The sequence below is a fragment of the Archangium primigenium genome, assembly GCF_016904885.1.
GTDB lineage: Bacteria > Myxococcota > Myxococcia > Myxococcales > Myxococcaceae > Cystobacter > Cystobacter primigenius.
Map to the genome: position 1 here is coordinate 4,922,395 of NZ_JADWYI010000001.1, position 25,357 is coordinate 4,947,751.

The 25,357-nt window shown below is 70.2% G+C and carries 22 protein-coding genes; 14 read left to right on the forward strand and 8 right to left on the reverse strand.

Features of this window, described 5'->3' with window-relative positions; translation table 11 throughout:
* Nucleotides 1–51: 51 nt before the first annotated feature.
* The 5 genes from I3V78_RS20380 (at nucleotide 52) to I3V78_RS20400 (ending at nucleotide 8,019) form a co-directional block, all read left to right on the forward strand.
* Nucleotides 52–1,224, forward strand: a complete 1,173-nt coding sequence (locus I3V78_RS20380; RefSeq protein WP_204490126.1) for a hypothetical protein — start codon at nucleotides 52–54, stop codon at nucleotides 1,222–1,224.
* 407 nt (nucleotides 1,225–1,631) lie between these two features.
* Entirely contained in the window at nucleotides 1,632–3,554 is a 1,923-nt protein-coding gene (locus tag I3V78_RS20385; protein WP_338023685.1) for a M4 family metallopeptidase, read from the forward strand.
* A 453-nt stretch (nucleotides 3,555–4,007) separates the two neighbouring features.
* Nucleotides 4,008–5,888: a M4 family metallopeptidase gene (locus I3V78_RS20390; RefSeq protein ID WP_204490128.1), complete on the forward strand. Its 1,881-nt coding sequence runs from the start codon at nucleotides 4,008–4,010 to the stop codon at nucleotides 5,886–5,888.
* Nucleotides 5,889–6,013: 125 nt separating this feature from the next.
* Entirely contained in the window at nucleotides 6,014–6,826 is an 813-nt protein-coding gene (locus I3V78_RS20395; protein WP_204490129.1) for an HAD-IIB family hydrolase, read from the forward strand.
* On the forward strand, nucleotides 6,823–8,019 hold the full coding sequence (locus I3V78_RS20400) for a class I SAM-dependent methyltransferase (protein ID WP_204490130.1): 1,197 nt from the start codon (nucleotides 6,823–6,825) through the stop codon (nucleotides 8,017–8,019). Before I3V78_RS20395 ends, I3V78_RS20400 begins: the two co-directional genes overlap by 4 nt.
* 42 nt (nucleotides 8,020–8,061) lie before the next feature.
* On the opposite strand, the gene I3V78_RS20405 is transcribed toward I3V78_RS20400, so the two are convergent.
* Nucleotides 8,062–8,481: a hypothetical protein gene (locus I3V78_RS20405; protein WP_204490131.1), complete on the reverse strand. Its 420-nt coding sequence runs from the start codon at nucleotides 8,479–8,481 to the stop codon at nucleotides 8,062–8,064.
* A 107-nt stretch (nucleotides 8,482–8,588) separates the two neighbouring features.
* Here I3V78_RS20405 and I3V78_RS20410 point away from each other — a divergent pair, with 107 nt between their 5' ends.
* The 4 genes from I3V78_RS20410 (at nucleotide 8,589) to I3V78_RS20425 (ending at nucleotide 12,663) form a co-directional block, all read left to right on the forward strand.
* On the forward strand, nucleotides 8,589–9,221 hold the full coding sequence (locus tag I3V78_RS20410; protein ID WP_204490132.1) for an alpha/beta hydrolase: 633 nt from the start codon (nucleotides 8,589–8,591) through the stop codon (nucleotides 9,219–9,221).
* 107 nt (nucleotides 9,222–9,328) lie between these two features.
* A complete protein-coding gene (locus I3V78_RS20415) occupies nucleotides 9,329–11,194 on the forward strand; it encodes a S8 family serine peptidase (RefSeq protein WP_204490133.1) in 1,866 nt (621 codons plus the stop codon).
* Nucleotides 11,191–11,406 carry a DUF5818 domain-containing protein gene (locus tag I3V78_RS20420; RefSeq protein ID WP_204490134.1) on the forward strand — a complete coding sequence of 72 codons (216 nt, stop codon included), beginning with the start codon at nucleotides 11,191–11,193 and terminating at the stop codon, nucleotides 11,404–11,406. The genes I3V78_RS20415 and I3V78_RS20420 overlap by 4 nt, the downstream gene beginning before the upstream one ends.
* A gap of 66 nt (nucleotides 11,407–11,472) precedes the next feature.
* Nucleotides 11,473–12,663, forward strand: a complete 1,191-nt coding sequence (locus I3V78_RS20425; RefSeq protein WP_204490135.1) for a sialidase family protein — start codon at nucleotides 11,473–11,475, stop codon at nucleotides 12,661–12,663.
* 83 nt (nucleotides 12,664–12,746) lie between these two features.
* Here I3V78_RS20425 and typA read toward each other — a convergent pair whose 3' ends face one another.
* The 3 genes from typA to I3V78_RS20440 form a co-directional block, all read right to left on the reverse strand.
* The gene (gene typA / locus I3V78_RS20430) at nucleotides 12,747–14,588 is read right to left on the reverse strand and encodes a translational GTPase TypA (RefSeq protein ID WP_204490136.1); all 1,842 of its coding nucleotides are present in this window, start codon (nucleotides 14,586–14,588) and stop codon (nucleotides 12,747–12,749) included.
* A 233-nt stretch (nucleotides 14,589–14,821) separates the two neighbouring features.
* Nucleotides 14,822–15,745, reverse strand: coding sequence for an alpha/beta fold hydrolase (locus tag I3V78_RS20435; protein WP_204490137.1), 924 nt, complete (start codon nucleotides 15,743–15,745; stop codon nucleotides 14,822–14,824).
* A 4-nt stretch (nucleotides 15,746–15,749) separates the two neighbouring features.
* Nucleotides 15,750–17,333, reverse strand: coding sequence for a sigma 54-interacting transcriptional regulator (locus I3V78_RS20440; protein ID WP_204490138.1), 1,584 nt, complete (start codon nucleotides 17,331–17,333; stop codon nucleotides 15,750–15,752).
* A 110-nt stretch (nucleotides 17,334–17,443) separates the two neighbouring features.
* On the opposite strand from I3V78_RS20440, the gene I3V78_RS20445 reads away from it, so the two are divergent.
* Nucleotides 17,444–18,451: a cation diffusion facilitator family transporter gene (locus I3V78_RS20445; RefSeq protein ID WP_204490139.1), complete on the forward strand. Its 1,008-nt coding sequence runs from the start codon at nucleotides 17,444–17,446 to the stop codon at nucleotides 18,449–18,451.
* A gap of 75 nt (nucleotides 18,452–18,526) precedes the next feature.
* Here I3V78_RS20445 and I3V78_RS20450 read toward each other — a convergent pair whose 3' ends face one another.
* The 3 genes from I3V78_RS20450 to I3V78_RS20460 are packed head-to-tail and all read right to left on the reverse strand — an operon-like array spanning nucleotide 18,527 to nucleotide 21,630.
* Nucleotides 18,527–19,759, reverse strand: coding sequence for a sugar ABC transporter permease (locus tag I3V78_RS20450; RefSeq protein WP_204490140.1), 1,233 nt, complete (start codon nucleotides 19,757–19,759; stop codon nucleotides 18,527–18,529).
* The gene (locus I3V78_RS20455; protein ID WP_204490141.1) at nucleotides 19,756–20,547 is read right to left on the reverse strand and encodes an ATP-binding cassette domain-containing protein; all 792 of its coding nucleotides are present in this window, start codon (nucleotides 20,545–20,547) and stop codon (nucleotides 19,756–19,758) included. The genes I3V78_RS20450 and I3V78_RS20455 overlap by 4 nt, the downstream gene beginning before the upstream one ends.
* A 15-nt stretch (nucleotides 20,548–20,562) precedes the next feature.
* Nucleotides 20,563–21,630, reverse strand: coding sequence for an ABC transporter substrate-binding protein (locus I3V78_RS20460; RefSeq protein ID WP_204496723.1), 1,068 nt, complete (start codon nucleotides 21,628–21,630; stop codon nucleotides 20,563–20,565).
* A gap of 330 nt (nucleotides 21,631–21,960) precedes the next feature.
* Between I3V78_RS20460 and I3V78_RS20465 the strand changes: the two genes are divergently transcribed.
* From I3V78_RS20465 to coaD, 4 genes are all read left to right on the forward strand, one after another.
* Nucleotides 21,961–22,500 carry a 2'-5' RNA ligase family protein gene (locus I3V78_RS20465; RefSeq protein ID WP_204490142.1) on the forward strand — a complete coding sequence of 180 codons (540 nt, stop codon included), beginning with the start codon at nucleotides 21,961–21,963 and terminating at the stop codon, nucleotides 22,498–22,500.
* A gap of 103 nt (nucleotides 22,501–22,603) precedes the next feature.
* Nucleotides 22,604–23,641: a hypothetical protein gene (locus tag I3V78_RS20470; protein ID WP_204490143.1), complete on the forward strand. Its 1,038-nt coding sequence runs from the start codon at nucleotides 22,604–22,606 to the stop codon at nucleotides 23,639–23,641.
* Nucleotides 23,641–24,198, forward strand: coding sequence for a 16S rRNA (guanine(966)-N(2))-methyltransferase RsmD (gene rsmD, locus I3V78_RS20475; protein WP_204490144.1), 558 nt, complete (start codon nucleotides 23,641–23,643; stop codon nucleotides 24,196–24,198). Before I3V78_RS20470 ends, rsmD begins: the two co-directional genes overlap by 1 nt.
* Before the next feature lie 36 nt (nucleotides 24,199–24,234).
* Nucleotides 24,235–24,711: a pantetheine-phosphate adenylyltransferase gene (gene coaD, locus I3V78_RS20480; protein WP_204490145.1), complete on the forward strand. Its 477-nt coding sequence runs from the start codon at nucleotides 24,235–24,237 to the stop codon at nucleotides 24,709–24,711.
* Between the two features lie 3 nt (nucleotides 24,712–24,714).
* Here coaD and I3V78_RS20485 read toward each other — a convergent pair whose 3' ends face one another.
* A complete protein-coding gene (locus I3V78_RS20485) occupies nucleotides 24,715–25,347 on the reverse strand; it encodes a hypothetical protein (RefSeq protein ID WP_204490146.1) in 633 nt (210 codons plus the stop codon).
* Between the last annotated feature and the right edge of the window lie 10 nt (nucleotides 25,348–25,357).

A 25,357-nucleotide genomic window follows, 5' to 3' on the forward strand; every position in this document is an offset into this window, starting at 1 on the left:
GCCTGCTTAGATCGCAACGCCGGGGCAAGTCGAGGTAGAGTGGGGCGCGCCGTGTCCGCCGATACTCCCGCCCCCGCCTCGCTCTCTCCCCGGCTCGAGGAGCTGCTGCAGTCCCTGTCCGACCGCCCCTTCGCGGATCGCCTGCGGGCGGTGTACGACGCCGCGAGCCAGGCCATCCTCCGGCTGAGCGACCTGGATCTCCTCCGCTACGAGACGGCCTCGGTGGAGGACAGCCCGGACCTGTCCTTGTGGGAGGAGATGGCCCCCGTCATCCGCGACACGGTGATGGACGTGAACGTGCTGCTCAACGTGGTGCGTGAGCACTTCGCGCTGCGTGCGCCCGTCGTGGGCAGCCCGGGCGTGGAGCAGCCCCTGGTGGCCACGGTGGAGGCGCGGCGGGCCAAGGACGCCTCGGAGCTGCTCCAGGGCTGGATGCAGCAGTTGGCCCAGGGCATCACCCAGTTGGGCGAGGCGATGCGCAACCCCGCCATCGTGTCGGACCGGTGGTCGCTGCTGGCGGAGATCCAACGGCTGCGCGAGCGCTTCCGCGAGCAGATCGGCAACCTCGTCTTCGAGTCGGCCAGTGCCTTCGGGCCGGTGACGCGGCAGCAGGTGGTGCCGGGCTACGAGGCGGAGGTGCAGGCGGCGGTGATGGTGCGCGCCATCGTGGCGGACCTGTCGCGCATCGTGGGGGCGCGCCTGGCGCGGGTGCGCGAGGCCGAGCCCGAGGACGTGCAGTGGAACGCCCAGCAGTTGCAGACGGAGCTGGATGCGTTCGGCCGCACCGTGGCCTACCGCCACCTGCGCGCCCAGGACAAGCGGCGGATCATCGAGCTGCGCGGCCGCATGGGCAAGCTCGCCATCCAGGAGTCGCTGCCGCGCGCGGACCTGCTGGCCGTGGTGGAGCAGCTCGAGGCCTTCGTGCGCTCGCTGTCCGGGGTGAACCAGCGCCAGGTGCTCGTGTCCCATGACCGCGAGGTGTGGGCGGGCTGTGGCGTGCGGCTGGAGCGGGCCCTGGGGCTGATGGAGGCCGATGCGCCCGCGGCCGCGCGCACCGTGGCCGAGGCGGCCGCCAGCGCCCAGTCCCTCTATGGGCGCGACCCGCGGCTCGACGGCTTCCTGCGCAAGGCGCGCAAGACCCAGCTCTCCCAGCTGTCCCTGCCCGAGCTGCGCTCCACGCTCGAGGTGCTCCAGTCGCTGCTGGCCGGGCTGGACATCCCCTGAGCCGAGCGGTGCCTCCCGCGTGGGGCGTTTTGCCCCCGGGAGTTGCAACCCCAAACATCCTAGTGCATAGTATTGCCACCGCGCGGGGCGTTTTGCCCCCTGGCGTTGCCGCTCCAAAGGTATTGGCAGCAAGTACCTGGACTGTCTTGGAAAAGGACAACCCTGTCCTGAAAGACGTCAGGTCTGTGCAATGCCTATCAACTCCCGTGAATCGTTGGGGTTTGTCCCGCCGTCGTAAGGGGGCTTTACAGTCCGGGCGGGGGCCGTCGTGACATGCACGCTCCACCGGGCGGCCAGGGAAAGGCGGGAGGGGCTGTCCTTTCCATGATTTAGGGATTGGCCCGCTTCCTGCTCAAGCCCTCCTTCGCTCAATGGCACCTCGCCGTTGTCCAGGAGGAACACCCCCCTTGGTTCGCACGCCTCGTTTCCTTGCCGCCGCGCTGCTCGCCCTGCCTCTCGCCGCTTGTGAGGTCGACCCGTCGTCCCAGCTCTCCGAGGAGTCCTCGAAGAAGGTCACCGCGAGCGACTCGCTGGGTGACATCCACGCGGCGCTCGCGGCGCTGCCCTCGGCGCAGATCGCCGGCGCCGAGCAGAACGGCGTGCCCTTCATGATCACCGGCAAGCTGGGTGTGGCCAGCGGCGCGGTGAAGGGCCTGGCCGCCGACGGCAACGGCCGTCTGAGCCAGGCGCTGCCCGGCATCGCCGCCGCCTTCCGCGTCAACGCCTCGGACCTCATCGCCAAGCGCTCGCGCACGGACGAGCAGGGCGTCACCCACGTGCGCTACGGCCAGACCAAGAACGGCCTGCCCGTGGTGAACGAGGAGCTCATCGTCCACATCGGCGCGGACAACACCATCATCGCCGCCAACGGCACCGCGCGGGACGGGGAGATCGTCTCCGCCAAGGCGCGCATCTCCGAGGAGGCCGCCAAGGCCGCCGCCCTGGACAGCACCTCGGGCCGCCACCTGGAGCAGGAGAGCATCCGGCTGGTGTACGTGCGCTCGCCCGCGGACGAGAAGCTCAAGCTGGCCTACGAGTCCACGGTCATCGGCGAGGCCCGCGACGGCATGCCCATCCGCGACCTGGTGTACGTGAGCGCGCAGGATGGCGGTATCGTCACCCGCAACTCGAAGATCCACACGGCGCTCAACCGCGCGGTGTACACGGCCGCCAACAAGACGAGCCTGCCCGGCACGCTCAAGCGCTCCGAGGGCGGCGCCGCCACGGGTGACAACCACGTGGACAAGAACTACGAGGCGCTGGGCGGCACCTACAACTGCTACAAGAACAACTTCGGCCGTGACTCGCTGGACAACAAGGGCGCGCTGCTCAAGAGCACCGTGCACTACGACAGCAACTACACCAACGCGTTCTGGAACGGCACGCAGATGGTGTACGGCGACAGCAACGGCACCCAGTCCCTGCCGCTGGGCCTGTCGGCGGACGTGACCACGCACGAGCTGACGCACGCGGTGACGGAGAACGAGTCCAACCTCACGTACTCGGCCGAGTCCGGTGGCCTCAACGAGGCGATGAGCGACATCTTCGGCGCCTACTGCGAGAGCTACGCCTCGGGCGCCTGGTCCACCAGCGACGCGGTCTTCATGGTGGGCGACGACGTGTGGACGCCCAACACCGCGGGCGACGCGCTGCGCTACATGTTCGACCCGGCCAAGGACGGCGCCTCGCACGACTACTGGACCACCAGCACCAAGAGCGTGGACGTGCACTACAGCTCGGGCGTGGCCAACCTGGCCTTCACGCTGCTGTCGCGCGGTGGCAAGCACCCGCGCAACAAGTCCACCATCACCGTGCCGGCGCTCGGCGTGCAGAAGGCCGGCGCCATCTACTACAAGGCCAACACGGACCTGTTCACCGCGTCCACCAACTACGCCCAGGCCAAGACGTACCTGGAGCAGGCCGCCTCGACCCTCTACGGCGCCGGCTCGGCCGAGGTCGCCGCGGTGACGGCCTCCCTGCAGGCGGTGGGCGTGGGTGTCTCGACGCCCGCCCCCACGGCCACCGCGCTGACCAACGGCGTGGCGAAGACGAGCCTGGGCGCCTCCTCGGGCGCCTCGCTCTACTACTACCTGGACGTGCCGGCCTCGAAGGCCTCCACGTTCACCACCAGCGGTGGCACGGGTGACCTCGACCTGTACGTGAAGGCCAGCACGCAGCCCACCACCACCTCGTACGACTGCCGCTCCGAGGGGACGACCAACGCCGAGTCGTGCACCATCTCCGCGAAGACGGCCGCCACGCGCATCTACGTGACGCTCTACGCCTACACCACCTTCTCGGGCGTCACGCTCAAGGGCTCCTACCCCTGACGAACGCGCGGGACTGAGGTGACGGGGCCCCTGGAAGGCAAGCGCTTCCAGGGGCTTTGTCGTGTGCGCGTCAGCCGAACGCCTGACGGGTTCAACTTTGTCTTGTCATTGGAATCCTTTCGTTTCAAACTGCGTGGGACTTTTCCAGCGGCGTCCACAGGCCTCGCTCAAGCGCACGGGGGGTCCGCCTGTCCTGGGAGAAGACAGGCGTGTCTGGAAACAGGACAGTCCATGCCGCGAAGCGTCAAGCCCTCGGAAGCATTGAGGATTTTGCTTTGGACGTAAGCTGGATTGACAGGGTGGGCTTCACCCGGCGTGACGTCCATGCTCCACTGATTGGTCTGTCAAGGAACCGCGCGCCTGTCATTTCCAGGCTTTAGGGATTGGCCCGCTTCCTGCTCAAAGGAATCCTCGTTCGACGGCACCTCGCCGTTGTCCAGGAGGAATCCCCCCTTGGTTCGCACCCCCCGTTTCCTTGCCGCCGCGCTGCTCGCCCTGCCCCTCGCCGCTTGCGAGGTCGACTCGTCCACGCAGCAGCCCGAGCTCGAGCAGAAGGCCGATTCGCTGGGAGACATCCACGCGGCGCTCGCGGCGCTGCCCTCGGCGCGGATCGCCGGCGTCGAGCAGAACGGCATGCCCTTCATGATCACCGGCAAGCTGGGCACCGCGACCATGCAGCAGGGCCTGGTGGGCAACGCCGGCGGTCGGCTGACCCAGGCGCTGCCCGGCATCGCCGCCGCCTTCCGCGTCAACGCCTCGGACCTCATCGCCAAGCGCTCGCGCACGGACGAGCAGGGCGTCACCCACGTGCGCTACGGCCAGACGAAGAATGGCCTGCCCGTGGTGAACGAGGAGCTCATCGTCCACATCGGCGCGGACAACACCATCATCGCCGCCAACGGCACCGCGCGGGACGGGGAGACCGTCCCCGCCCTGGCGCGCATCTCCGAGGAGGCCGCCAAGGCCGCCGCCCTGGACAGCACCTCGGGCCGCCACCTGGAGCTCGACGGCCTGCGGCTGGTGTACGTGCGCTCGCCCGCGGACGGCAAGCTGAAGCTGGCCTACGAGGCCACGGTCCTCGGCGAGGCCCGCGACGAGATGCCCATCCGCGACCTCGTGTACGTGAGCGCCCTGGACGGCGGCATCGTCACGCGCCACGCGCAGATCCACACCGCGCTCAACCGCAAGGTGTACACGGCCGCCAACAAGACGACCCTGCCCGGCACGCTCAAGCGCTCGGAGGGCCAGGCGGCCTCGGGTGACGCGCACGTCGACGGCAACTACGACGCGCTGGGCGCGACGTACAACTGCTACAAGAACAACTTCGGCCGCGACTCGCTGGACAACAAGGGCGCCACGCTCATCAGCACGGTGCACTACAGCAGCAACTACACCAACGCGTTCTGGAACGGCACGCAGATGGTGTACGGCGACAGCAACGGCACCCAGTCCGCGCCGCTGGGCCTGTCGGGCGACGTGACCACGCACGAGCTGACGCACGCGGTGACGTCGAGCGAGTCCAACCTCACGTACTCGGCCGAGTCCGGCGGCCTCAACGAGGCGCTGAGCGACATCTTCGGCGCCTACTGCGAGAGCTACGCCTCGGGCACCTGGTCCACCGAGGACAAGATTTTCATGGTGGGCGACGACGTGTGGACGCCCAACACCCCGGGCGATGCGCTGCGCTACATGGCCGACCCGGCCAAGGACGGCGTCTCGCTCGACTACTGGACCACGAGCGCCAAGAACGTGGACGTGCACTACAGCTCGGGCATCGCCAACCTGGCCTTCACGCTGCTCTCGCGTGGTGGCAAGCACCCGCGCGGCAAGTCCGACACCACCGTGCCGGCCATCGGCGTGCAGAAGGCGGGCGCCATCTACTACAAGGCGAACGTCGACCTGTTCACCGCGTCCACCAACTACGCCCAGGCCAAGACGTACCTGGAGCAGGCCGCCTCGAGCCTCTACGGCGCGAGCTCCGCGGAGCTCGCCGCGGTCACCGCCTCCTACGTCGCGCTGGGCGTGGGCGTCCCGCTCACCGGCCAGCTCCTCCAGACCAACCTGAGCGCGGCCAGGGGCGCTTCGCTGAGCTACTACCTGGATGTCCCGGCCAGCAAGGCGTCCACCTTCACCATCACCGGCGGCACGGGTGACGCGGACCTGTACGTGAAGGCGGGCTCGGCGCCGACCACCACCTCGTACGAGTGCCGCTCGCAGGCGTCCGGCAACGAGGACTCCTGCTCCATCACCGCGAAGACGGCCGCCACGCGCATCCACGTGCTGCTCTACGCCTACAGCGCCTTCTCGGGCGTGACGCTGGTCGGCAAGTACTAGCCGGTTCGCCCACGGGCACCCGGTCGGAGAGGACGAACCCCTGGCGGGCCCCTGGGCCTTCCGGGGGTTTCGTTCGTGCGGGCTCTTCCCGCCGGGCCGGGAAGGGTGTAGGTGCGGCGGACCTCATGGCCACTCCTCGCCCCCTGCGCGACGCGGACCTCTCCCGGGTGGAGGCGGTCTTCACCGATGTCGACGGCACCCTCACCACGGCGCACCGGCTGCGCTCCACGACGCTCCAGGCGCTGGAGCGGCTGGCGGACGCGGGCTTCAAGCTGGTGCTGGTGACGGGCCGTCCGGCGGGGTGGGCCGAGTGCTGGGCGCGCACCCTGCCCGTGGAGGGCGTCATCGCGGAGAACGGGGGCCTGTTCTTCCTGCGGGGCGCCCACGGACGGCTGCGCAAGGTGTACGCCGAGTCGCCGCGCGTGCGGGGCCCGAACCGCGAGCGGCTGGTGGCCGAGGTGACGGCGGTGCTCGGCCAGGTGCCGGGCGCGCGGCTGTCCGTGGACAGCGCCTACACCGAGGTGGACCTGGCGGTGGACTACAACGAGGAGGCGCGGCTGGGCGAGGCGGGAGCCGACCGCCTGGAGGCCCTCCTGCGCGCGCGGGGGGTGACGGCGGTGCGCTCCTCGGTGCACATCAACTGTTGGCTGGGGCGGTTCGACAAGCGCTCCGCCGTGCGGCGCTTCCTGAAGGTCGCCTGGGGGGCACGCAATGTCCCGGGCGAGGGCCGTTTCGTGTACGTGGGGGATAGTTTCAATGACGCTCCGATGTTCGGGGAGTTCGCCCTGAGCGTCGGGGTGGCCAACGTGCGGCGGGTGCTCGGACGCATCGACACGCCGCCGGCCTTCATCACCCGGGCGGAGGAGGGGCGGGGCTTCGAGGAGCTCGCGCGTGCCCTGCTCGCGCACCGGCGCGGTACCAGAGGAGACGCATCGTGAATGTCGTGAAGTTGGAGCTCGCTCCGGGGTTGGGCCGTCACCTGCGCGCGGGGCACCCGTGGGTGTTCCGCAAGGCGCTCGCCCAGGTGCCGAAGATTCCTCCGGGCAGCGTGGTGGACCTGGCGGAGAACGGGAAGTTCGTGGCGCGCGGCTATTTCGATCCGCACTCGGCCATCGCCGTGCGGGTGCTCACGCGCAACCCCCGGCAGTCCATCGACGCGGCCTTCTTCGCGCAGCGGGTGCGCCAGGCCCTGGCCGAGCGCCGCGCGCTCATCGATCTCACGGACACGGACAGCTTCCGGCTGCTGCACGGCGAGGGTGATGGCCTGCCGGGCGTGGTGGTGGACCTGTACGGGCGCTACGCGGTGCTCAAGCTGTACTCGGCGGGTCTCACGCCCTACCGGGGGCTCATCGTCGAGGCGCTCAAGGCGGCCATCCCCGAGCTCCAGGGCATCCTGGGCCGTGACGAGGTGGGCCGCGACGACGTGGAGGAGGACGAGGGCCGGGGCGCGGGCCGCATGCTGTGGGGCGAGAAGGCTCCGGAACTCTTGAGCATCCGCGAGCGCGGCGCGACGTTCCTGGTGGACGCGTGGAAGGGGCAGAAGACGGGCTTCTTCCTGGATCAGCGCGAGAACCGCTACCTCATCCGGCGCCTGGCCCAGGGCCGGGACGTGCTCAACTGCTTCTGCTTCAGCGGAGGCTTCTCGGTGAACGCGGCGCTCGGTGGGGCCAAGAGCGTGTTCTCCGTGGACCTGGACCCCGACGCCATCGCCCTGGCGCGCGAGAACTTCACGCGCAACGGGCTGCCCGCGGAGAAGCACGACTTCCTGGCCGCGGACGTGTTCAAGCTCCTGTCGTCCTTCCGCGAGGAGGGCCGCACGTTCGATCTCATCATCCTGGACCCGCCGGCGTTCGCGAAGAGCCAGAAGGCGGTGCAGGCGGCGATCGACGGGTACGCGTCGCTCAACCGCCAGGCGTTGGGGCTCTTGCGGCCCGGGGGCCTGCTGGCCACGGCGTCGTGCTCGGCGCGCGTGGGGACCAACGACTTCCTGGGCGCGGTGAAGGAAGCGGCCTTCAAGGCGGGGGTGGATCTGGCCCTGGTGGAGGAGCGCTACCAGCCGCCCGACCACCCCATCCGGCTGCAGTTCCCCGAGGGCCGCTACCTCAAGTTCTACGTGATGGCGTCCGTGTGAGACCCCGGGGGGCCCGTGTCAGGGCCCTCTTCTGGGGACCCCTCAGCGCTTGAACACGCGCGAGGCCACGCGGTCGAGCACCTCGTCGCGCCACACCTCGCACGTGGCGAGCAGCTGCTTCATGTCCTCCTGGAAGGCGGCGTCCGGGGGGACCTGCTCGTAGTAGCGGCTCAGGAAGAGGCTCTTGTTCTCCTGCTCGTAGTCGAGCGTGCCGCCGCCGGTGGGCGTGCCCGCCTTCTCCTCCTCCTGGAAGCCCTCGAGCACGCCGGGCTTGGGCGCATCGCGGAACTTGTGGATGAGGGCGCTCGTCTCCAGCCGCTGCGTCTTGCCGTGGTACTCGAAGTAGAGCTGGGCGCCGTCGATCACCGCGCCTCCGAACCCCTGCGCGTTGAGTCCTTCACTCGGCTGCTTGAAGGACAACATGAACGCCTGCACCACGCGCTGTGCGTCTTCGAAGGTCATGGATGCTCCTCCGCCTCCAGGAGGCGACTGTGTTCCGGGCGGAACGTTAGCAGCAGGCCTCCGGGGTCGCGAGGATTGCTCGCCCCGGTCTAAGCTGCCCGGCCGTTATGGTCCTCAAAGGTCAATTCCTCGAGCGTCCGGCGCTCATTCCCGTGGGACACGAGGTGATGGAGGGCGTGGCGCACCGGGGGGTGGCGCGTCCGCCGCTGCTCGTGCTGCCGCCGACGCCGGAGGAGGGCGGGGGCATGGATCACGTCATCGCCGCGGAGCTCGCCTTCGCCGCGGCCACGGGGGAGCATCCCACCCTGCGCTTCAACTACCGGGGCGTCGCGGGCAGTCAGGGCGAGCGGGGCGCGGGCCCGGCCTTGGTGGAGGACGCCCTGGCCGCGTTGACGGTGGTGTTGGAGAACGCCCAGGCGCCCACGGCGGGCGTGGCGGCGTTGCATGGCAGCGCCCGCACGGCGCTCGACGTCCGGGCGCGTCATGGCGGGGTGGCGGGGCTGTGCCTGGTGAGCCCTCGGGGAATCGTGCCCGGAGAACTCACGGGCCTGGGCCGGGAATTGTTGGTGGTGGTGGGCGAGCAGGACGCCACGCTGTCCCGGGCGGAGCTGGCCCGGGCGGTGGACGCGGCCGGAGGCACCCTGGAGGTCATCGAGGGAGCGGGCGCGCACCTGCACCACGCCCTGCCGCAGGTGGGTAGAATCGTCCGGGCATGGCTCAAGCGGTTGTCGGGCACCTGACCGATGACGTGCAAGCCCTTGATTCCCCGAGGATTCCTTCCCGGAATGGGGAAGAGATCCAATCGTCTCGCCGGTCGTTCGTACGGGTGGTCACACGAGGAGTCCCTATGTCCGTGAAGCACTGGAGGCTGGCGAGCGCGGTCCTGTCCCTGGCGGTGGCGACGTCGGCCCTGGCGAGCCTCCCCCTGGATGGCGTGGAGACGCTGGAGGAGCCCTGGCGGGACGTCGCGGCCGCGGGCGTCGACCCGACCCGGGATGCCCAGGCGGGGGGCCTCGTCGTGGACTTCAAGGACGGCACGACCCAGGCGGAGATCGACGCGTGGGAGCGCGAGTGGGGCGTGGACCTCACGTTCAACTCCCTGGAGGGACCGCGCTCGGGCGTGGCGATCGCCCAGGTGGAGGGCGGGCTGTCCGAGACGCTGCTCACGCGCATCCGCCAGCACCCGGCCGTGGAGTCCGCCGAGCCCCTGCGGGTGTACGCGGTGCCGCCCGGTGAGCGCGCGGTGGTGTTCGACGCGGCCGCGCCGGACGTGAGCGGCGAGGGCTTCACGCCGAACGATCCGGAGTACCCCCGGCAGTGGAACCTGCGGATGATCCACATGCCCCAGGCGTGGAAGCAGAGCCGGGGCAAGGGCGTGGTGGTGGCGGTGCTGGACACGGGCGTGGCCTACGAGGACCACGGCGACTTCAAGCAGGTGCAGGACCTCAAGGGCATCCGCTTCAAGCAGGGCTACGACTTCGTCAACGACACGGTGCACGCCAACGACGACCACGGGCATGGCACGCACGTGGCGGGCACCATCGCCCAGGCGACGAACAACGGCCAGGGCGTGGCGGGCGTGGCCTTCGAGGCGACGATCATGCCGGTGAAGGTGCTCAACCACTTCGGCTCGGGCACGTCCGCGGACATCGCGGATGCCATCCGCTTCGCGGCGGACAACGGCGCCCAGGTCATCAACATGTCGCTGGGCGGCGGCGGCTACTCCCGGGTGATGGAGGACGCCGTGATGTACGCGCGCAACAAGGGCGTCACGGTGGTGGCGGCGGCGGGCAACGCGGGGCGCAACCGGGTGGAGTACCCGGCGGCCTACAAGGGCGCGGTGGCGGTGTCGGCGGTGGGGCCGGATGGCTCGCGCGCGCCGTACTCGTCCTATGGCAAGGAGCTGGACATCGCGGGGCCCGGTGGTGACAAGCGCCAGGGCGACGCGGGCGGCATCCTGCAGAACACCATCGATCCGCGGGACGTCTCGCGCTCCATCTACGCCTCCTACCAGGGCACGAGCATGGCCACCCCGCACGTGGCGGCCGTGGCGGCGCTGCTCTACGCCGAGGGCGCCAGCGGGCCGGACGAGGTGGAGAAGGCCCTGTTCGCGGGGGCGCGCCGGGTCGGGGGTCAGGCGTGGACGGAGGAGTACGGGCACGGCCTGCTGGACGCGCAGGCCTCGCTCCAGGCGCTCGGCAAGGGGACGCGCTGGCCGTCCTTGTGGTGGGCCCTGGGCCTGCTGGCGCTGGTGCTGCTCACCCTGCGCGGACGCGAGCGCCCGGGCTACCTCAACCTCCTGTTCAAGCCGGGCTTCCTCGTGCCGCTGGTGCTGGCCACCGTGGGCGTGTTCTTCGCCCGCTCCCTGTTCGGCGGGGCCTCGGGCATGGCGGGCGAGGTGGTGGACGCGGCCTGGCTGCCCATCCCCGACTGGCAGCGCATCATCTTCGGCACCCGCACGGTCAACCCGCTCTTCTACAGCGCGCTCATCCCCCTGGTGCTCTCCATCGTGGCCATCAAGGTCGAGGGGCTGCGGCCCGCGCTGGGCGGGCTCGCCATCGGCTTCGCCGGCTTCCTGGCCTACACCGCCTGGGCCAATGCGCCCGCGCTCGCGTGGCTGCCCTTCACCTTCCTGGCGCGGCCCTGGCTGGTGATGAACGTCCTCGTCTGCCTGGTCATCGCGCGCGCCATGCTGCGCCGGGAGACGCCATGACGCTCTCGGGCCGCGTGGTGTACCGGGACCTGGAGGGCGGCGTCTGGGTGCTGGAGGCCGATGACGGCCAGACGTACCAGCTCGCCGGCGGCGACCGGAAGATCAAGAAGGACGGCCAGCGGGTGCAGGTGGAGGGCGAGGTCGCGCGCGACACGATGACCTTCGCCATGATGGGCCCCGTGTTCACCGTGGCCTCCTACCGCTTCCTCTGAGCCCTCCTTTCGGTTTTCCGGGTTAAGCCATTGCTTCGGGTTTGTCTCCTCCGCCACGCTGGGGAGATGAACCCGCGCTCCTCCTCCCGTCGTGTCTCCCGTGCCCCTCGCTCCTGGCGAAGGGCGTGGGCCCTGCTCACCGCGCCCCTGCTGGCCTGCGCGCCCGAGGACGTTCCCGAGGCGCCGTCCACGCCCCTCGCGACGCGGGAGGCGGCCCTGCCGAGTGGGGGCTGGAGCGTGCTGATGGCGAACGGCGGGGCGCCCATCCGCAGCATCGTCCGCCGCTCGGATGGGCTGCTGCTGGGGGGCGCGAGCACGGGCCATGGCATCACGGTCTGGGTGAGCCGCGACAATGGCGCGAGCTGGTCCGTGCACGGCACCGTGGCGAGCAATCCGAACGTGGACTTCGGCGACGTGAACATGCGGGCCATCCCGGGCACGCGCACCGTCTTCTGTGCCTTCCGCGAGTTCTCCGGGGGCCAGTGGCGCGTCACCATCACCCGGAGCGACAACAACGGGGACAGCTGGGTCTACGACAGCACGGTGGCGGGGCCCACGACCCGCTTCGTGGGCGCGCCCTTCCTCTTCCAGCGCGCGAACGGGGACTTGCAGGTGTACTACGACTCGGAGCTGCTGGCGGCGCAGCGCGGCTACCCGGGCCACCAGTGGATCGCCATGCAGGGGCGCCGGGGCACCACGGGGGCGTGGACGGAGTACGGCACCGTGGCGGTGTCCTGGGACAAGCGCACGGGCGCGCTCAACCGCGACGGCATGCCCACGGTGGTGCAACTCGGCGGCGATCGGCTCATGGTCGTCGTCGAGGGCGTGGAGGCGTTTCCCACCGGCGGCGCGCACGCCAACGTGATCAACGCGGTGCAGTCGTGGGATGGGGGCCGGACGTGGGACGAGTCCCTGCGGCGCACCGTCTACCAGTCGCGGATCGATCCAGGCTCGGGGCGGCGCTACAACGCGTACGTGCCCTCGGCCATCCGCGTGGGCAACGGGCCGGTGGGCGTGGCGTTCTGCACGGATGAGAACAAGGCGGGGGCGCCGGACGCCGCGAGCGCGCCGGTGGACCAGCGCTTCTGCCACGTGGGCTACGTGAGCACGACCACCAGCTTCGAGGCCTGGTCGGGCGCGAGCCCCGTGTGGACGGCCACCTCGCGCAACTACACCCCGGGCCTCTTCGAGCGCGCGGCCAACGACGTGATCGCGGTGATCGACGGCCTGGGCAGCCACCGCGTCCTCAAGCGCTAGGCGCCGGAAACACGACGGGCGAGGGGAGCCGATGCACCGGCCCGACCCTCGCCCTGGAAGAGCGTCCCGTGGAAAGGCGGGGACTACTCCTCGGCGCGCTCCTCGCGCTTGCGGTCACGCTCGGCGCGGTAGCGCTCGCCCGCGGCCAGCGCCTTCTTGCGCATGCGCACGGACTTGGGCGTCACCTCCACCAGCTCGTCGTCGGCGATCCACTCGAGCGCCTTCTCCAGGCCCATGTCGCGGGGGGGCGTGAGGATGACGTTCTCGTCACGGCCGGCGGCGCGGATGTTGGTGAGCTTCTTCTCGCGGCAGGCGTTCACGTTGAGCTCGGAGGGGTGCACGTGCTCGCCGATGATCATGCCCTCGTAGATGGTCACGCCGGCGCCCACGAACAGGTGGCCCCGCTCCTGGATGCTGAAGAGCGCGTAGGGCACGGTCTCGCCCAGGCGGTCGGACACGATGGCGCCGTTGGCGCGCTTGGGGATGTAGCCGAACCAGGGCTCGTAGCCGTCGAACTGGCTGCTCATGATGCCCTCACCGCGGGTGATGGTGAGGAACTCCGAGCGGAAGCCGATGAGGCCGCGCGCGGGGATGCGGAACTGCAGACGGGTGCGGCCGCCGCCGATCTGCTCCATGTTCACCATGCGGCCCTTGCGGGGCCCGAGGCGCTCGGTCGCCGCGCCCACGCTGTTGTCGGGCACGTCGCAGAAGAGCAGCTCCATGGGCTCGTGCACCTGGCCGTCGACCGTCTTGGTGATGGGCTCGGGGTTGGAGGCGGTGAGCTCGTAGCCCTCGCGGCGCATGGTCTCGATGATGACGGCGAGCTGGAGTTCGCCACGGCCCACCACGCGGAAGGCGTCGGGCATGTCGGTGTCCTCCACGCGGATGGACACGTTGCGGTAGGCCTCGCGGTAGAGGCGCTCGCGCAGGTTGCGGCTGGTGACGTACTTGCCTTCCTTGCCCGCCAGCGGCCCGTCGTTGACCTTGAAGATCATCATCATCGTGGGCTCGTCCACGGTGATGCGCGGCAGGGCCACGGGGCGCTCCGCGTCGGCGATGGTGTCACCGATGGAGATGGCCTCGATGCCCGCGATGGAGACGATCTCGCCGGGGCCCGCGTCCGCGATCTCCGTGCGCTTGAGGCCCTGGATGCCGTAGAGCTTGACGATCTTGCCCTGCTCGATCTTGCCGTTGTCGCGCATCACCGCCACGGGCATGTTGGGCGTGAGGCGGCCGGCCTGCACGCGACCGATGGCCAGACGGCCCACGTAGTCGTCGTAGTCCAGGTTGGCCACGAGCAGCTGCAACTGCTCCTGCTGGGGCGCCGGGGGCGGGGAGATGTGCGTGAGGATGGCCTCGAACAGGGGCTCGAGCGTCTTGCCCGGCACCTCCAGGCTCGTGGAGGCCTGGCCCTGGCGCGCCACCGTGTAGAGCACGGGCATCTCGAGCTGCTGCTCGTCCGCGCCCAGGTCGATGTAGAGCGAGTAGACCTGATCCAGGATGTCCTTGGCGCGCGCGTCGGAGCGGTCGATCTTGTTGATGACCAGCACCGTCTTGAGGCCCATGCCCAGCGCCTTGCTGAGCACGAAGCGCGTCTGGGGCAGGGGACCCTCGGCCGCGTCCACCAGGAGGATCACGCCGTCCACCAGGCGCAGGCCGCGCTCCACCTCACCGCCGAAGTCCGCGTGGCCCGGGGTGTCGATGATGTTGATCTGCTTGCCCTTGTAGGTGACGGCCGTGTTCTTCGCGAGAATGGTGATGCCCTTCTCGCGCTCGAGGTCGTTCGAGTCCATCACGCGTTCGGTCAGGGCTTCGTTGCTGCGGAAGATGCCCGCCTGACGGAGCATGTGGTCAACGAGGGTGGTCTTGCCGTGGTCGACGTGGGCGACGATGGCGACGTTGCGGATGTTCTCTCGGGCGATCATGTGAGGAAGGGGCTGCCGCGGCGCGAGGCCCGGCGGAAGAAGTCGTGTGGGCAAGGCGCCCGGGGGCTCCCCGGAGGGGATGCTCGGAAACCCCTCTGGAACGCGAAGGGCGGGCGCTTATATGCCGTGAGTGTCCACCCTGCAACGTGGCTGCACGCGGGGCGAGCCGACGACCCTCACCCAGGATGAGGTGGGCTTCACAACCACATGCAGGCCCAACGACTTCGGGCGCCTCAGGGATGGGCGGTGTGCGAGGCGTGCGAGCCCGGGGCGCGGGGCGCGGACACGAGGCCGTTGTCCTGGAGGAAGCGGTCCACGCGGCGCTCGATCGTCTCCCGGTACTCGAGCGGGGCGACGTGCGTGCCCTGGGGCAGCATGAGCAGCTCGGCGCCGGGGATGTGGGCGGCCATGCGCCGGGAAATCCACGCCGGGGTGAACTTGTCGTGCTGGCCGGCGATGACCAGGGTGGGCACGTCCACGTGGGGCAGGTGGCGCCAGGCGTTGTGGTAGGCCGCCGAGCGCAGGGTGCGCACGAAGACGACCGGGTCCATGTTGGCCAGGTGGGTGAAGTAGGGCAGCAGGTCGCTCTTGGCCAGCAGGGAGCGGTTGAGCTCCACGCTCAGGGCCACCTCCATGGCCAGGGGCGTGCTGAGCAACGAGCGGGTGAGCCGGGCCACGGGCTCGGGGAAGCTCTCCACGGTGAGGCGGATGAGGGGGAAGAGCTTCTTGAGCAGGGTGCCATCGTGGAAGGTGTTGAGCAGGGAGCCGTAGCTGCCGCACACCAGCACGAGCCCCCGGACCCGCTCGGGGTAGCGGCGCTGGAACTCGAGCGCCACCTGGACGCCCATGGAGTGGCCGAAGATGACGCCCTGGTGGATGCCCGCCGCGTCCATGACGCGGTTGAGGTCGTCACAGCTGTAGGACATGCCGATGCGGTGGCGGCGCGTGGGCAGCCCCGAGCGGCCATGGCCCCGGTAGTGCCAGCGCAGCACCCGGTGCTGGCGCTCCAGCTGGGGCTCCAGGTACTTCCACACGAAGCCGTCGCAGCCCAGGCCGTCGCACATCACCGCGCCCGGTTCTCCCTCGCCCCGCACCTGGTAGTACAGCGGCGCGCCATCGGGAACGGTGAGGAAGTCTTGCCGGGTGGAGGGGCTCATGGTCTCAGGCGTCCGCCTCGCGGTCGGGCGGAAGGCCCGGCTCGAGGCCGTATCGTGCGATCTTCAAGATAAGGTTGGACCGGCTGATGCCAAGCTCCCGAGCGAGCTGGCTCTTGTTGTTGCCAGTACGCAACAAACCCTGGTGGATCATCTCCCGCTCGAGCGACTCCACGGCCTCGTGCAGGCGGCCGTGGGTGCGGGCGGCGAGCGCGGACGTGCCCCCGGGGGCCACCGCGTCCCGGATGCGGGGGGAGATGAGCTCGGCGGGCAGGAGCTCCAGCTCCCCTCCGAGCACGAGCAGGCGCTCCATCTCGTTCTCCAGCTCGCGCACGTTGCCCGGCCAGGCATAGCGGCCGAGCAGGGCGAGCGCCTCGGGGGACAGGCCGCGGGTGCGCTGGCCCTCCCGGTGGTGCTTGCGCAGGAAGTGGTCCACGAGCAGGGGCAGGTCGTCGCGCCGCTCGCGCAAGGGGGGCAGGTGCACGCGGATGACGTTGATGCGGTAGTAGAGGTCCTCGCGGAACTCGCCGCGCTTGACCATCTGCCCCAGGTCCTTGTGGGTGGCGGCGATGACGCGCACGTCCACCTCGCGCGACTGGGTGCCGCCCACGGGCAGGAAGGTGCCCTCCTGGAGCACGCGCAGGAGCTTCACCTGGAGCGCGGGGGACATGTCGCCCACCTCGTCGAGGAAGAAGGTGCCGCCGTCGGCCACCTCGAACAGGCCCTTCTTGTCGCGCACCGCGCCGGTGAAGGCCCCGCGCATGTGCCCGAACAGGGCGCTCTCCAGGAGGTTGTCGTTGAAGGCCGAGCAGTTCTGCACCACGAAGGCCTTGTCGTGCCGGGGGCCGTTGACGTGGATGGCGCGCGCCACGAGCTCCTTGCCCGTGCCCGACTCGCCATTGATGAGCACCGTGGCCTCCGAGTTGGACACCTTCTCGAGCAGCTTGAAGACTTCCTGCAGGGAGGCCGAGCGGCCGATGATGTGCCCGAAGCGGGCCCCCACGCCCGTGTCGCCGCCGGGCGGGGGCTCGCGGCGCTCCGTCTCCCGCAGGCGCTCGGCCTCGTAGGCGGCGATCTCCCCGGTGCCGTACTCGAGCAGCTCGGTGAGCTTCTCCAGGTTCTCGTCATCCAGCACGGGCAGCCGCTCCAGGGTGCGCTCCAGGTCGAGCGCGCCGGGCTGCCACTCGCGCAGCTGGGCCTGGAGCCGCTCGCGGTCGCGCTCGGGCAGGGGCGCGCGCAAGAGGCCCTCCACGAAGAGGAAGCCCTCGTACACGTCCTGCACGTAGAGCGGCGCGCCCACCAGGCTCAGGCGCAGGTGGCACGGGTGCACCACCGCGCGGCGCAGGCGCCGGTTGGCCACGAACTGCTCGTGCAGCTCCCGCACCGACTGCGTGCAGCGCCGCAGCCCCTCGCGCGAGCCGCGCGCCAGCCGGCAGCAGCCGCTCGTGGTGGACCCCAGGCCCTCCATCCGCTGCCAGTCCAGCACCTGGCCGTGGCGATCCGCGAAGTGCAGCTCCGCGCGCCACCACTTGCGGAGGAGCTCCCGGAGCATGATGATGCTCTGCAGGTTCTGGTGCCGTTCACGGTCCATGTGCCGTGCCTTGGGAATGTTCAACAAGGGAAAACCTTGAACCTGCGAGGTCGCTGGACTCTATCCGCTCGGCGCCACTCCGTGGTGGGGTGGTCGCACACCCTCCCATTGTGACTACTCCTCCCCACACCCACGATGCGTCCGACCCTTCCCACGACCATGCGGCCGGAGAGCCGTGCGGAGGCCATGGACATGGTCACGGGCATGGTCATGGAAAACCCACGAGGCCGCCCCATCGTTCCTTGAAGGAGGAGCGGCGCAAGGATCGCAACCGGTTGCTCGGCGCGCTGGTGGTCACCAGCACCATCGCGGTGACGGAGGCGGTGGGCGGCTACCTGACGGGCTCGCTGGCGCTGTTGTCCGACGCGGGCCACATGCTCACGGACATCAGCGCGCTCCTGCTCGGGCTGCTGGCGCTGTGGTTCTCCAGCAAGCCGGCGGACCTCAAGAAGACGTACGGCTACTACCGGATGGAAATCCTGAGCGCGCTGCTCAACGGCGTGCTGCTCTTGGGCATCACCGTGGCCATCCTCCTGGAGGCCTGGCATCGCATGCGCAGCCCCTCCCCGGTGCTCCTGGGGCCCATGGCGGTGGTGGCCACGGTGGGCCTCGTCGCCAACCTGGTGGCGCTGGGCTTCCTGCACCGCTCGCACTCCATGAACGTGCGCGGGGCGTTCCTGCACGTGCTGGGGGACACCCTGTCCAGCGTGGGCGTGCTCGTGGGCGCCGGCATCATGTGGTGGACGGGCTGGTACATGGTGGACGCGCTCATCTCCGTGCTCATCTCGGTGGTGATCGTGGTGGGCGCGGTGCAGCTCGTGCGCGACGCCGTGGACGTGCTCCTGGAGGCCGTGCCGGCCCACGTGGACCTGTCCGAGCTCAAGCGGCTGCTCGGCGAGGTGGAGGGCGTGAGCGACGTGCACGACCTGCACGTGTGGACCATCTCCAGCGGCATGTACGCGCTGTCGGCGCACCTGGTGGTGGCCGACCCCAAGGTGAGCAACAACGACGACATCCTCACCACGGTGAAGCACCTGCTCTTCGACCGCTTCGGCATCGATCACACCACCATCCAGATCGAGAGCGAGACGTACGCCCATCTGGGTGAGGTGCACTGAGAAACGACTCGGGCCGGCACCGCGCTGCTTTCGCGGTACCGGCCCGGGGGTGACTCTTGCCGCGAGCCCGGAGGCTCAGGCCCGTCCGGCGGCCTGGCGTCCGCGGCGGGACACCGCGTCGATGGAGGCGGCCACGAGCAGCACCGAGCCCGTCACCATGAACTTCACCGACGAGGAGAAGGCCAGCAGGTCCATGCCGTTGGAGATGGAGCCGATGACGAGCGCGCCGAGCAGTGCCGACCAGGCCGAGCCGCGCCCGCCAAAGAGGCTGGTGCCGCCGATGACCGCCGCGCCGATGGCGTTGAGCAGCACGTCGCCGCTGCCCGAGGACTGATTGACCGCGAGCAGACGCGAGGCGGCGAGCATGCCGCCAGCGGCCGCCAGGGTGGAGCCCAGGGTGAAGATGGTGATGCGGATGAAGTCCACGCGGATGCCCGCGCGGCGCGCCGCCTCGGCGTTGCCACCCACGGCGAACACGTGCCGGCCAAAGCGCGTGCCCTTGAGCGTGAGCTCCATCACCATGAGGATGCCCACGAAAATGAGCGTCGCCAGGGGCAGGCCCCGGTCACTGGTGAAGACGAGCACCGCCACCGCCACCGCGCCGCAGATGATGCCCATGCGCATGAGCACGTTGCGCAGCGGGACCAGCGGCAGGTGGACCGACGCGCGGCGCCGCCGCTCGAGGAAGGTCGTGCCCGCGTAGACGGCGACGAGCAGCGCCACCACCAGCCAGGACACCGGCGCGGAGAAGAACGTGGACGTCAGGCCCGTGATGAGGGGGTTCTGCAGGTTCACGCTGCCCGTGGAGCCCAGCACGCTGAACAGCGCGCCCTGCCACGCGAGCGAGCCGGCCAGCGTCACCACGAACGAGGGCACCTTGAAGCGCGTCACCCAGGAGCCCTGGAACAGGCCAATCACCGCGCCCGTGGCCAGGCCCGCCAGCAGCGCCGGCACCGCCGGCCAGCCCTGCTTGACGTTGAGGATGGTCATCACCGAGGCGGCCAGGCCGCTCACCGCGCCCGCCGACAGGTCCGTCTCCCCGAGCAGCAGGATGAGCACGATGCCCGCGGAGATGAGCCCCATGGCGGAGATCTGCAGCATGAGGTTGGTCAGGTTGACCGCGGACAGGAAGCGGTCATTGGCCAGGTAGAAGGTGAGCCAGATGGCGCTCAGGCCCACGATGACGGGCAGGCTGCCCAGCTCCCCCTGGGACACGCGGCGGCGAAAGCCCGCCCACGCGCCGGCCAGACCCGGCGCGTCCTGGATCAGCCGGGGATCGATCGTCGCGGGTTGACTCGCGGAACTCATGACGCCTCCTCCATCTTCAGGGTCGTGGCGACCTGGGCGGGCTTGGCGCCGGTGATGGCGGACACGACATCCACCTCCTTCACCGACTTCACGTCGAAGGTCGCCACGCGCTTGCCCAGCCGCATCACGATGATGCGGTCGGCCACCGAGAACACATCCATCATGTTGTGGCTGATGACGACCACACCCAGGCCCTGCTCGCGCAGCCGCCGGATGAGGTCGAGCACCTGGCGCGTCTGCGCCACGCCCAGCGCCGCGGTGGGCTCGTCCAGGAGCACCACCTTGGGCGAGCCCATCATCGCGCGCGCCACCGCGATGGTCTGACGCTGTCCACCGGACAGCGCCGCCACCTGCGTGCGCACGCTGGGAATGCTCACCGCGAGCTTCTTGAGCAGCGAGGAGGCGTGCTGCTCCATCGCCACCTCGTCCAGCCAGCCCACGGTCTTGCCCAGCACCCCCGAGCGCTCCTCTTGCCCGAGGTACAGGTTGCCCACCACGTCCAGGTTATCGCACAGGGCGAGGTCCTGGTAGACGGTGGCGATGCCGAGCGCGGACGCGCGCTTGGGCGCTCCCAGCGTCACGGGCTTGCCCTCGAAGAGAATCTCTCCCTCGTCGATGGCGATGGTGCCCGAGATGATCTTGATCAGGGTCGATTTGCCAGCCCCGTTGTCTCCCACCAGGGCCACCACCTCACCCGGATGGACCTCGAAGTCCACCTGGCTGAGGGCCTGCACGGCCCCGAAGCGCTTGGAGATACTGCGGAGCGCCAACAGCGCGGTCGCGTTCATGTGGTGCGGCCTCGCTTACTGCAGCTGCGCCTGGGTGCAGGCGTCCTTGAACGAGGCGTCGCAGATCTGCGCCGTCGTCCAGAAGCCGTCGGCCACCACGGTCGTCTTCACGTTGTCGCGCGTCACCGACACGGGCTGGAGCAGCACGGAGGGCACGTCCTTCATGCCGTTGTTCACCTTGCCGTTCACCTTGTCCGCCGCGGGCTGGCCCCCGCGCGCGAGCGTCACCGCGAGCTCGGCGGCCGCCTCGGCCTCGGCCTTGATGGCCTTGTAGACCGTCATGTACTGCTCCCCGGCGACCACGCGCTGGATGCCGGCGAGCTCCGCGTCCTGGCCCGTCACGGGGGGCAGGGGCTTGATGCCCGCGGCCTTCATCGCCGCGATGGCGCCGCCCGCGGTGCCGTCATTGGCCGCGTACACGCCCACGATCTTGTCCTTGCCCAGCTGGGTGATGGCCTGCTCCATCTGCTGCTGCGCCTTGTCCGGGCTCCAGTCCGGCGTGTCGTACTCGGCGCCAATCTTCGCGCCGCTCGCGTCCAGCACGCTGTGCGCGCCGGCCTTGAACATGGCCGCGTTGCTGTCGGTGGGCGAGCCGTTGATGACCACGATGGTGCCGTCCGCCTTGCCGTCCGCCTTGAGCTTGTCCGCGAGCGCCTGGCCCTGCAGCTTGCCCACCTTCTCGTTGTCGAAGGAGATGTAGTAGTCCACGTCCGCCTGGGCCACGAGCCGGTCGTAGCTGATGACCAGCACCTTGGACTGACGCGCGCGCGCCACGATGGCCGACGCCGACGCCGCGTCCACGGGGTCCAGCACGAGCACCTGGGCGCCGTTGGTCAGCGCCGCCTCGGCCTGGTTCTGCTGCTTGGAGGCGTCCTGGTCCGCGTTGCTGTAGATGACCTGACAGTCCGGGCACAGCTCCTTCACCTTGCGCTCGAAGTGCGGACGGTCGTGCGACTCATAGCGCGACGTCTTGGACTCGGGCAGCAGCAGGGCGATCTTCGCCCCCGCCGGCTTGTTCGGCGCGGCGGACCCGCTCGCCGAGGCCGTCTCCTTGTTGTCCTTGCAGGCGGGGGTCAGGAGCATCAGGGCCGCGAGCGCCGCGGAGGCGCTCCAACGGGGCAGGGCGTTGCGAGTGTTCACTGGGTACCTCGGGTGTTGAGGAATCGTGTCAGGGGTCCGTCAAAAAGCGCGGGCATCCTCTCCGTACACTTGCACTCCTGCAAGTCATTGTCCGATGCCGCGGCGCGGCGTAACCCCGCGAATCAATTGGAATGTGTTCCGATTATTTCAGTCAGGCTTCAAATCCAGAGCATGTGGAACGTTGGGAGGCCCCAGGGTGTTCACTATCGGGACACCGGGGGCGGAGGGCCCTTGCATCCCTGGAGGTTCACGCTCTCGCGGAGGTCGGTCTTGATGGATCCCCTCATCCTGACGCTGCGGCTGGACGCGCGGAGCTTCGCCTTCTTCGATGACTTGCGCCGGGAGCACTTCCCCGCGCGGCTCAACCACCTGTCCGCCCACCTCACGCTGTTCCACCACCTGCCGGGCGAGGCCCGCGAGCGCATCGAAGCGGACCTGCGCGCGCTGGCCCCCGCGCTGCCCCTGTCCCTGCGCGTGACGGGCCTGCGCTCGTTGGGGCGGGGGGTGGCCTTCGAGCTCATGTCCTCGGAGCTGTCCGCCCTGCGCGCGGGTCTGGCGCGCCGCTGGGCCCCCTGGCTCACGCCCCAGGATCGCCAGGGCTTCCGTCCGCACGTCACCGTGCAGAACAAGACGACCACGGAGGCGGCGCGGGCCCTGCGCGCGGAGCTCACCGCGCGCTTCACGCCGTTCACCGCGCGCGGCGAGGGCCTGCTGCTGTGGCGCTACCTGGGCGGCCCCTGGGAGCGGGTGGTGGACATCCCCTTCGCGCCGGGGCTCGCCGGACTGGAGCCCCCGAGCGAGAGCTTCGGCTGAGGGAAAGCCGGGAAGTCGGGTCGGGGCGGGGTGGGCCCGGGTGAACGGAAGCGGCACGGAACGCTTGCGGTGACCGGGCCCGCCGGGGATTCTCCGCCGCCAGATGAACGTGCTCGACAAGGTGCTCACGCTGCGGCCCACGAGCGTGGTGGCGAGACTCGGTCCCGCCTCCCGGCTGCCCGTGCTCAATCCCCGCGAGTTGTCGCGGGCGCTCGAGGGCCAGCCCACGGCGCTGCCCTGCCTGCCGGTGCCCGTGCGCACGATGCTGCCGGGTCTGCTCGCCGCGGGCCGGGGACAGGACGCCGTGCTGGGCCTCGTGTGCCCCCATCCGCTCGCGGAGCGGGGCGCGGCCGAGCGTTTCGTGGCGGCGGTGCAGCAGGTGGCCGAGGCGGATGGCCATGCGCGACCCCTGTTCCTCCAGGCCGGCCCGGTGCGGGTGCCCGGCGCCGCGCCCGCGAGCCTGGGCCCGCTGCAGGAAGGGCTCTTCCGGCTGGTGGAGGCGGGCTTCTCGCTCGTGTCGCTGGACGTGACGCGGCTGCCCGCGCCCGCCGCCGTGGAGGCCGTGCTGCGGCTGTCCGAGACGCTCATCGAGCGCGAGCTCGCGCTGGAGGTGTCCCTGCCGGCGGGGGCCGAGGGCGAGGAGTTGGACGGCGCGCGGCTGCTCCTGGAGGGCATCGCGCGGCGGGGGGCCACCGTGCGCTTCCTGCGCGTGCCGGAGGCGGCCCTGGGCGAGGAGGCGCAGGACGTGCAGTTCCTGCGCGGCCTGGTGGAACTGGCGGGTCAGCACGGGGCGGACGTGGCGGTGGGCGAGGCGGCGCGGCGCTCGGTGCGGGTGCTGCCCACGTACGTGGCCGCGGGCGTGAAGAAGGTAGAGTGCTCGGCGCCCTTCGAGCGTCTGGCGCTCGTGTCCTATCCGGAGACCGTGCGCGCGCAGGTGGAGGACAAGGCGCGCAAGGCGGGTGTGGCCGCCGGACAGGTGTTGGGACTGCTGGGCGCGCAGCTCGCGCCCCTGAGCGCCGCGGATGAGGGTCGCCTGGAGGCCCTGACGTTCGCCGAGGCCTCGGAGATCATCGAGGCCCTGGGGGCCTCGGCCACGGGCTGGAAGTCCATGCTCTTCCTGGCGGAAGGGCGGGGAGACTGATGCGAATCGTCGCGGGAAGTGCACGAGGCCGGGCGCTGGCGGGCCCCAAGGCGACGTCCAAACACATCCGTCCCACGGCGGACCGGGTGCGCGAGTCGCTCTTCAACATCCTGGGCCAGTGGTTCGAGGGCCAGAAGATCCTCGACCTGTACGCGGGCACGGGGGCGCTCGGACTGGAGGCCCTGTCGCGCGGGGCCATGCGCGTGGTGATGGTGGACTCGGATCGCGAGGCGCAGGAGCTGTGCCGCACCAACACGGACGCCCTGGGCTTCACCGCGCGCGTGGAGCTGCTGGCCCAGCCCGTGGAGCGGGCGCTCGCGGCGCTCGGCAAGCGGGGCGAGCGCTTCCAGCTCGTCCTCGCGGATCCCCCCTACGCCGCGCGGGTGGTGGAGACGGTGCTCGAGGCCGTGGCGAAGCACGGGGTGCTCGCCGACGGGGGCACGGTCGTCGTCGAGCACGACAAGCGCGAGCCCGCGCCCGAGGCCCACGCCGGCTTCACCCAGGTGGATCAGCGGCGCTTCGGGGACACCTTGGTGAGCCTCTTTCGCGTGGCTTGACCGCTCGCCCCGCGCGCGTCGAGACTGCGCGCGCACATGCGCATCGCCATCTATCCGGGTTCGTTCGATCCGCTGACCAACGGCCACCTGAGCATCATCCACCGCGCGCTCCAGATGTTCGATCGCGTGATCGTCGCGGTGGCGGTGAATCCGAAGAAGACGCCCCTGTTCTCCGAGGAGGAGCGCAAGGCCTTCATCCGCGAGGCCTGTCCGGACCCGCGCGTGGAGGTGGACGCGTTCCACGGCCTGCTGGTGGAGTACGCCAAGTCGCGTCAGGTCAACGTGCTCTTGCGCGGCCTGCGGGCGGTGTCGGACTTCGAATACGAGTTCCAGCTCGCGAACATGAACCGCAAGCTGGCGCCCGGCGTGGAGACCGTCTTCATGATGACGGGCGAGGACTACTTCTACGTGTCGTCGAACCTGGTGCGCGAGGTGGCCCTGTTCGGCGGGGACGTGGAGGGGCTGGTGCCCCCCACGGTCTTCCAGGCCCTGCGCGCCAAGTACGCGAAGTAGGGCTCAGTCCGTATAGGCGAAGGCCCGCCACCCCTCGGGCGAGGTGCGGTAGAGCAGCACGGCGGCGTGGCCCGAGAGGTTGGCCACGGCCACGTACACCTCCACCCCGCGTGGCACGATGGCGCCCAGCCGCGCGGGCGGCTTGCCGTACTTCTTCTCGAACTCGGCGTAGGGCAGCACCTCGATGCCGTAGAGCGTGACGAGATCCGTGCGCTTGTCGCGCAATTGCTTCACCCACGTGGCCACCAGCGGCTCGGGGGCATCGAACCGGCGCTCCTCCAGTTGGAAGGGGAAGGAGATCATCGTCACGATGCCGCGCACGTCCCCCGTGAGCAGGTAGTTGATGACGTACCGGGCGTCTTCGAGCACGGACATCCGGGCGGTCTCGTCCTCCGAGCCCGGCGCGGGCACCGAGGCCTTCACCGCGGCCGGAGCGGGCGTCGGAGCCGGCGGGGGCGCCGGGGTCGGCGTCGCGGCCACCGGGCGGGGCGCCTTGGGTTTCTCCGCGGCGGGAGCGGGCGCGGGAGCTGGCGCCGGGGCTTCCGCGGCGGGCGGAGGCGGGGGCGCGGCGGGGGCCTCCTGGGCGAGGGCGGGCGCGGTGGTGGACAGCAACAAGGCCAGGGTCCAGGGACGCATGATTCCTCCG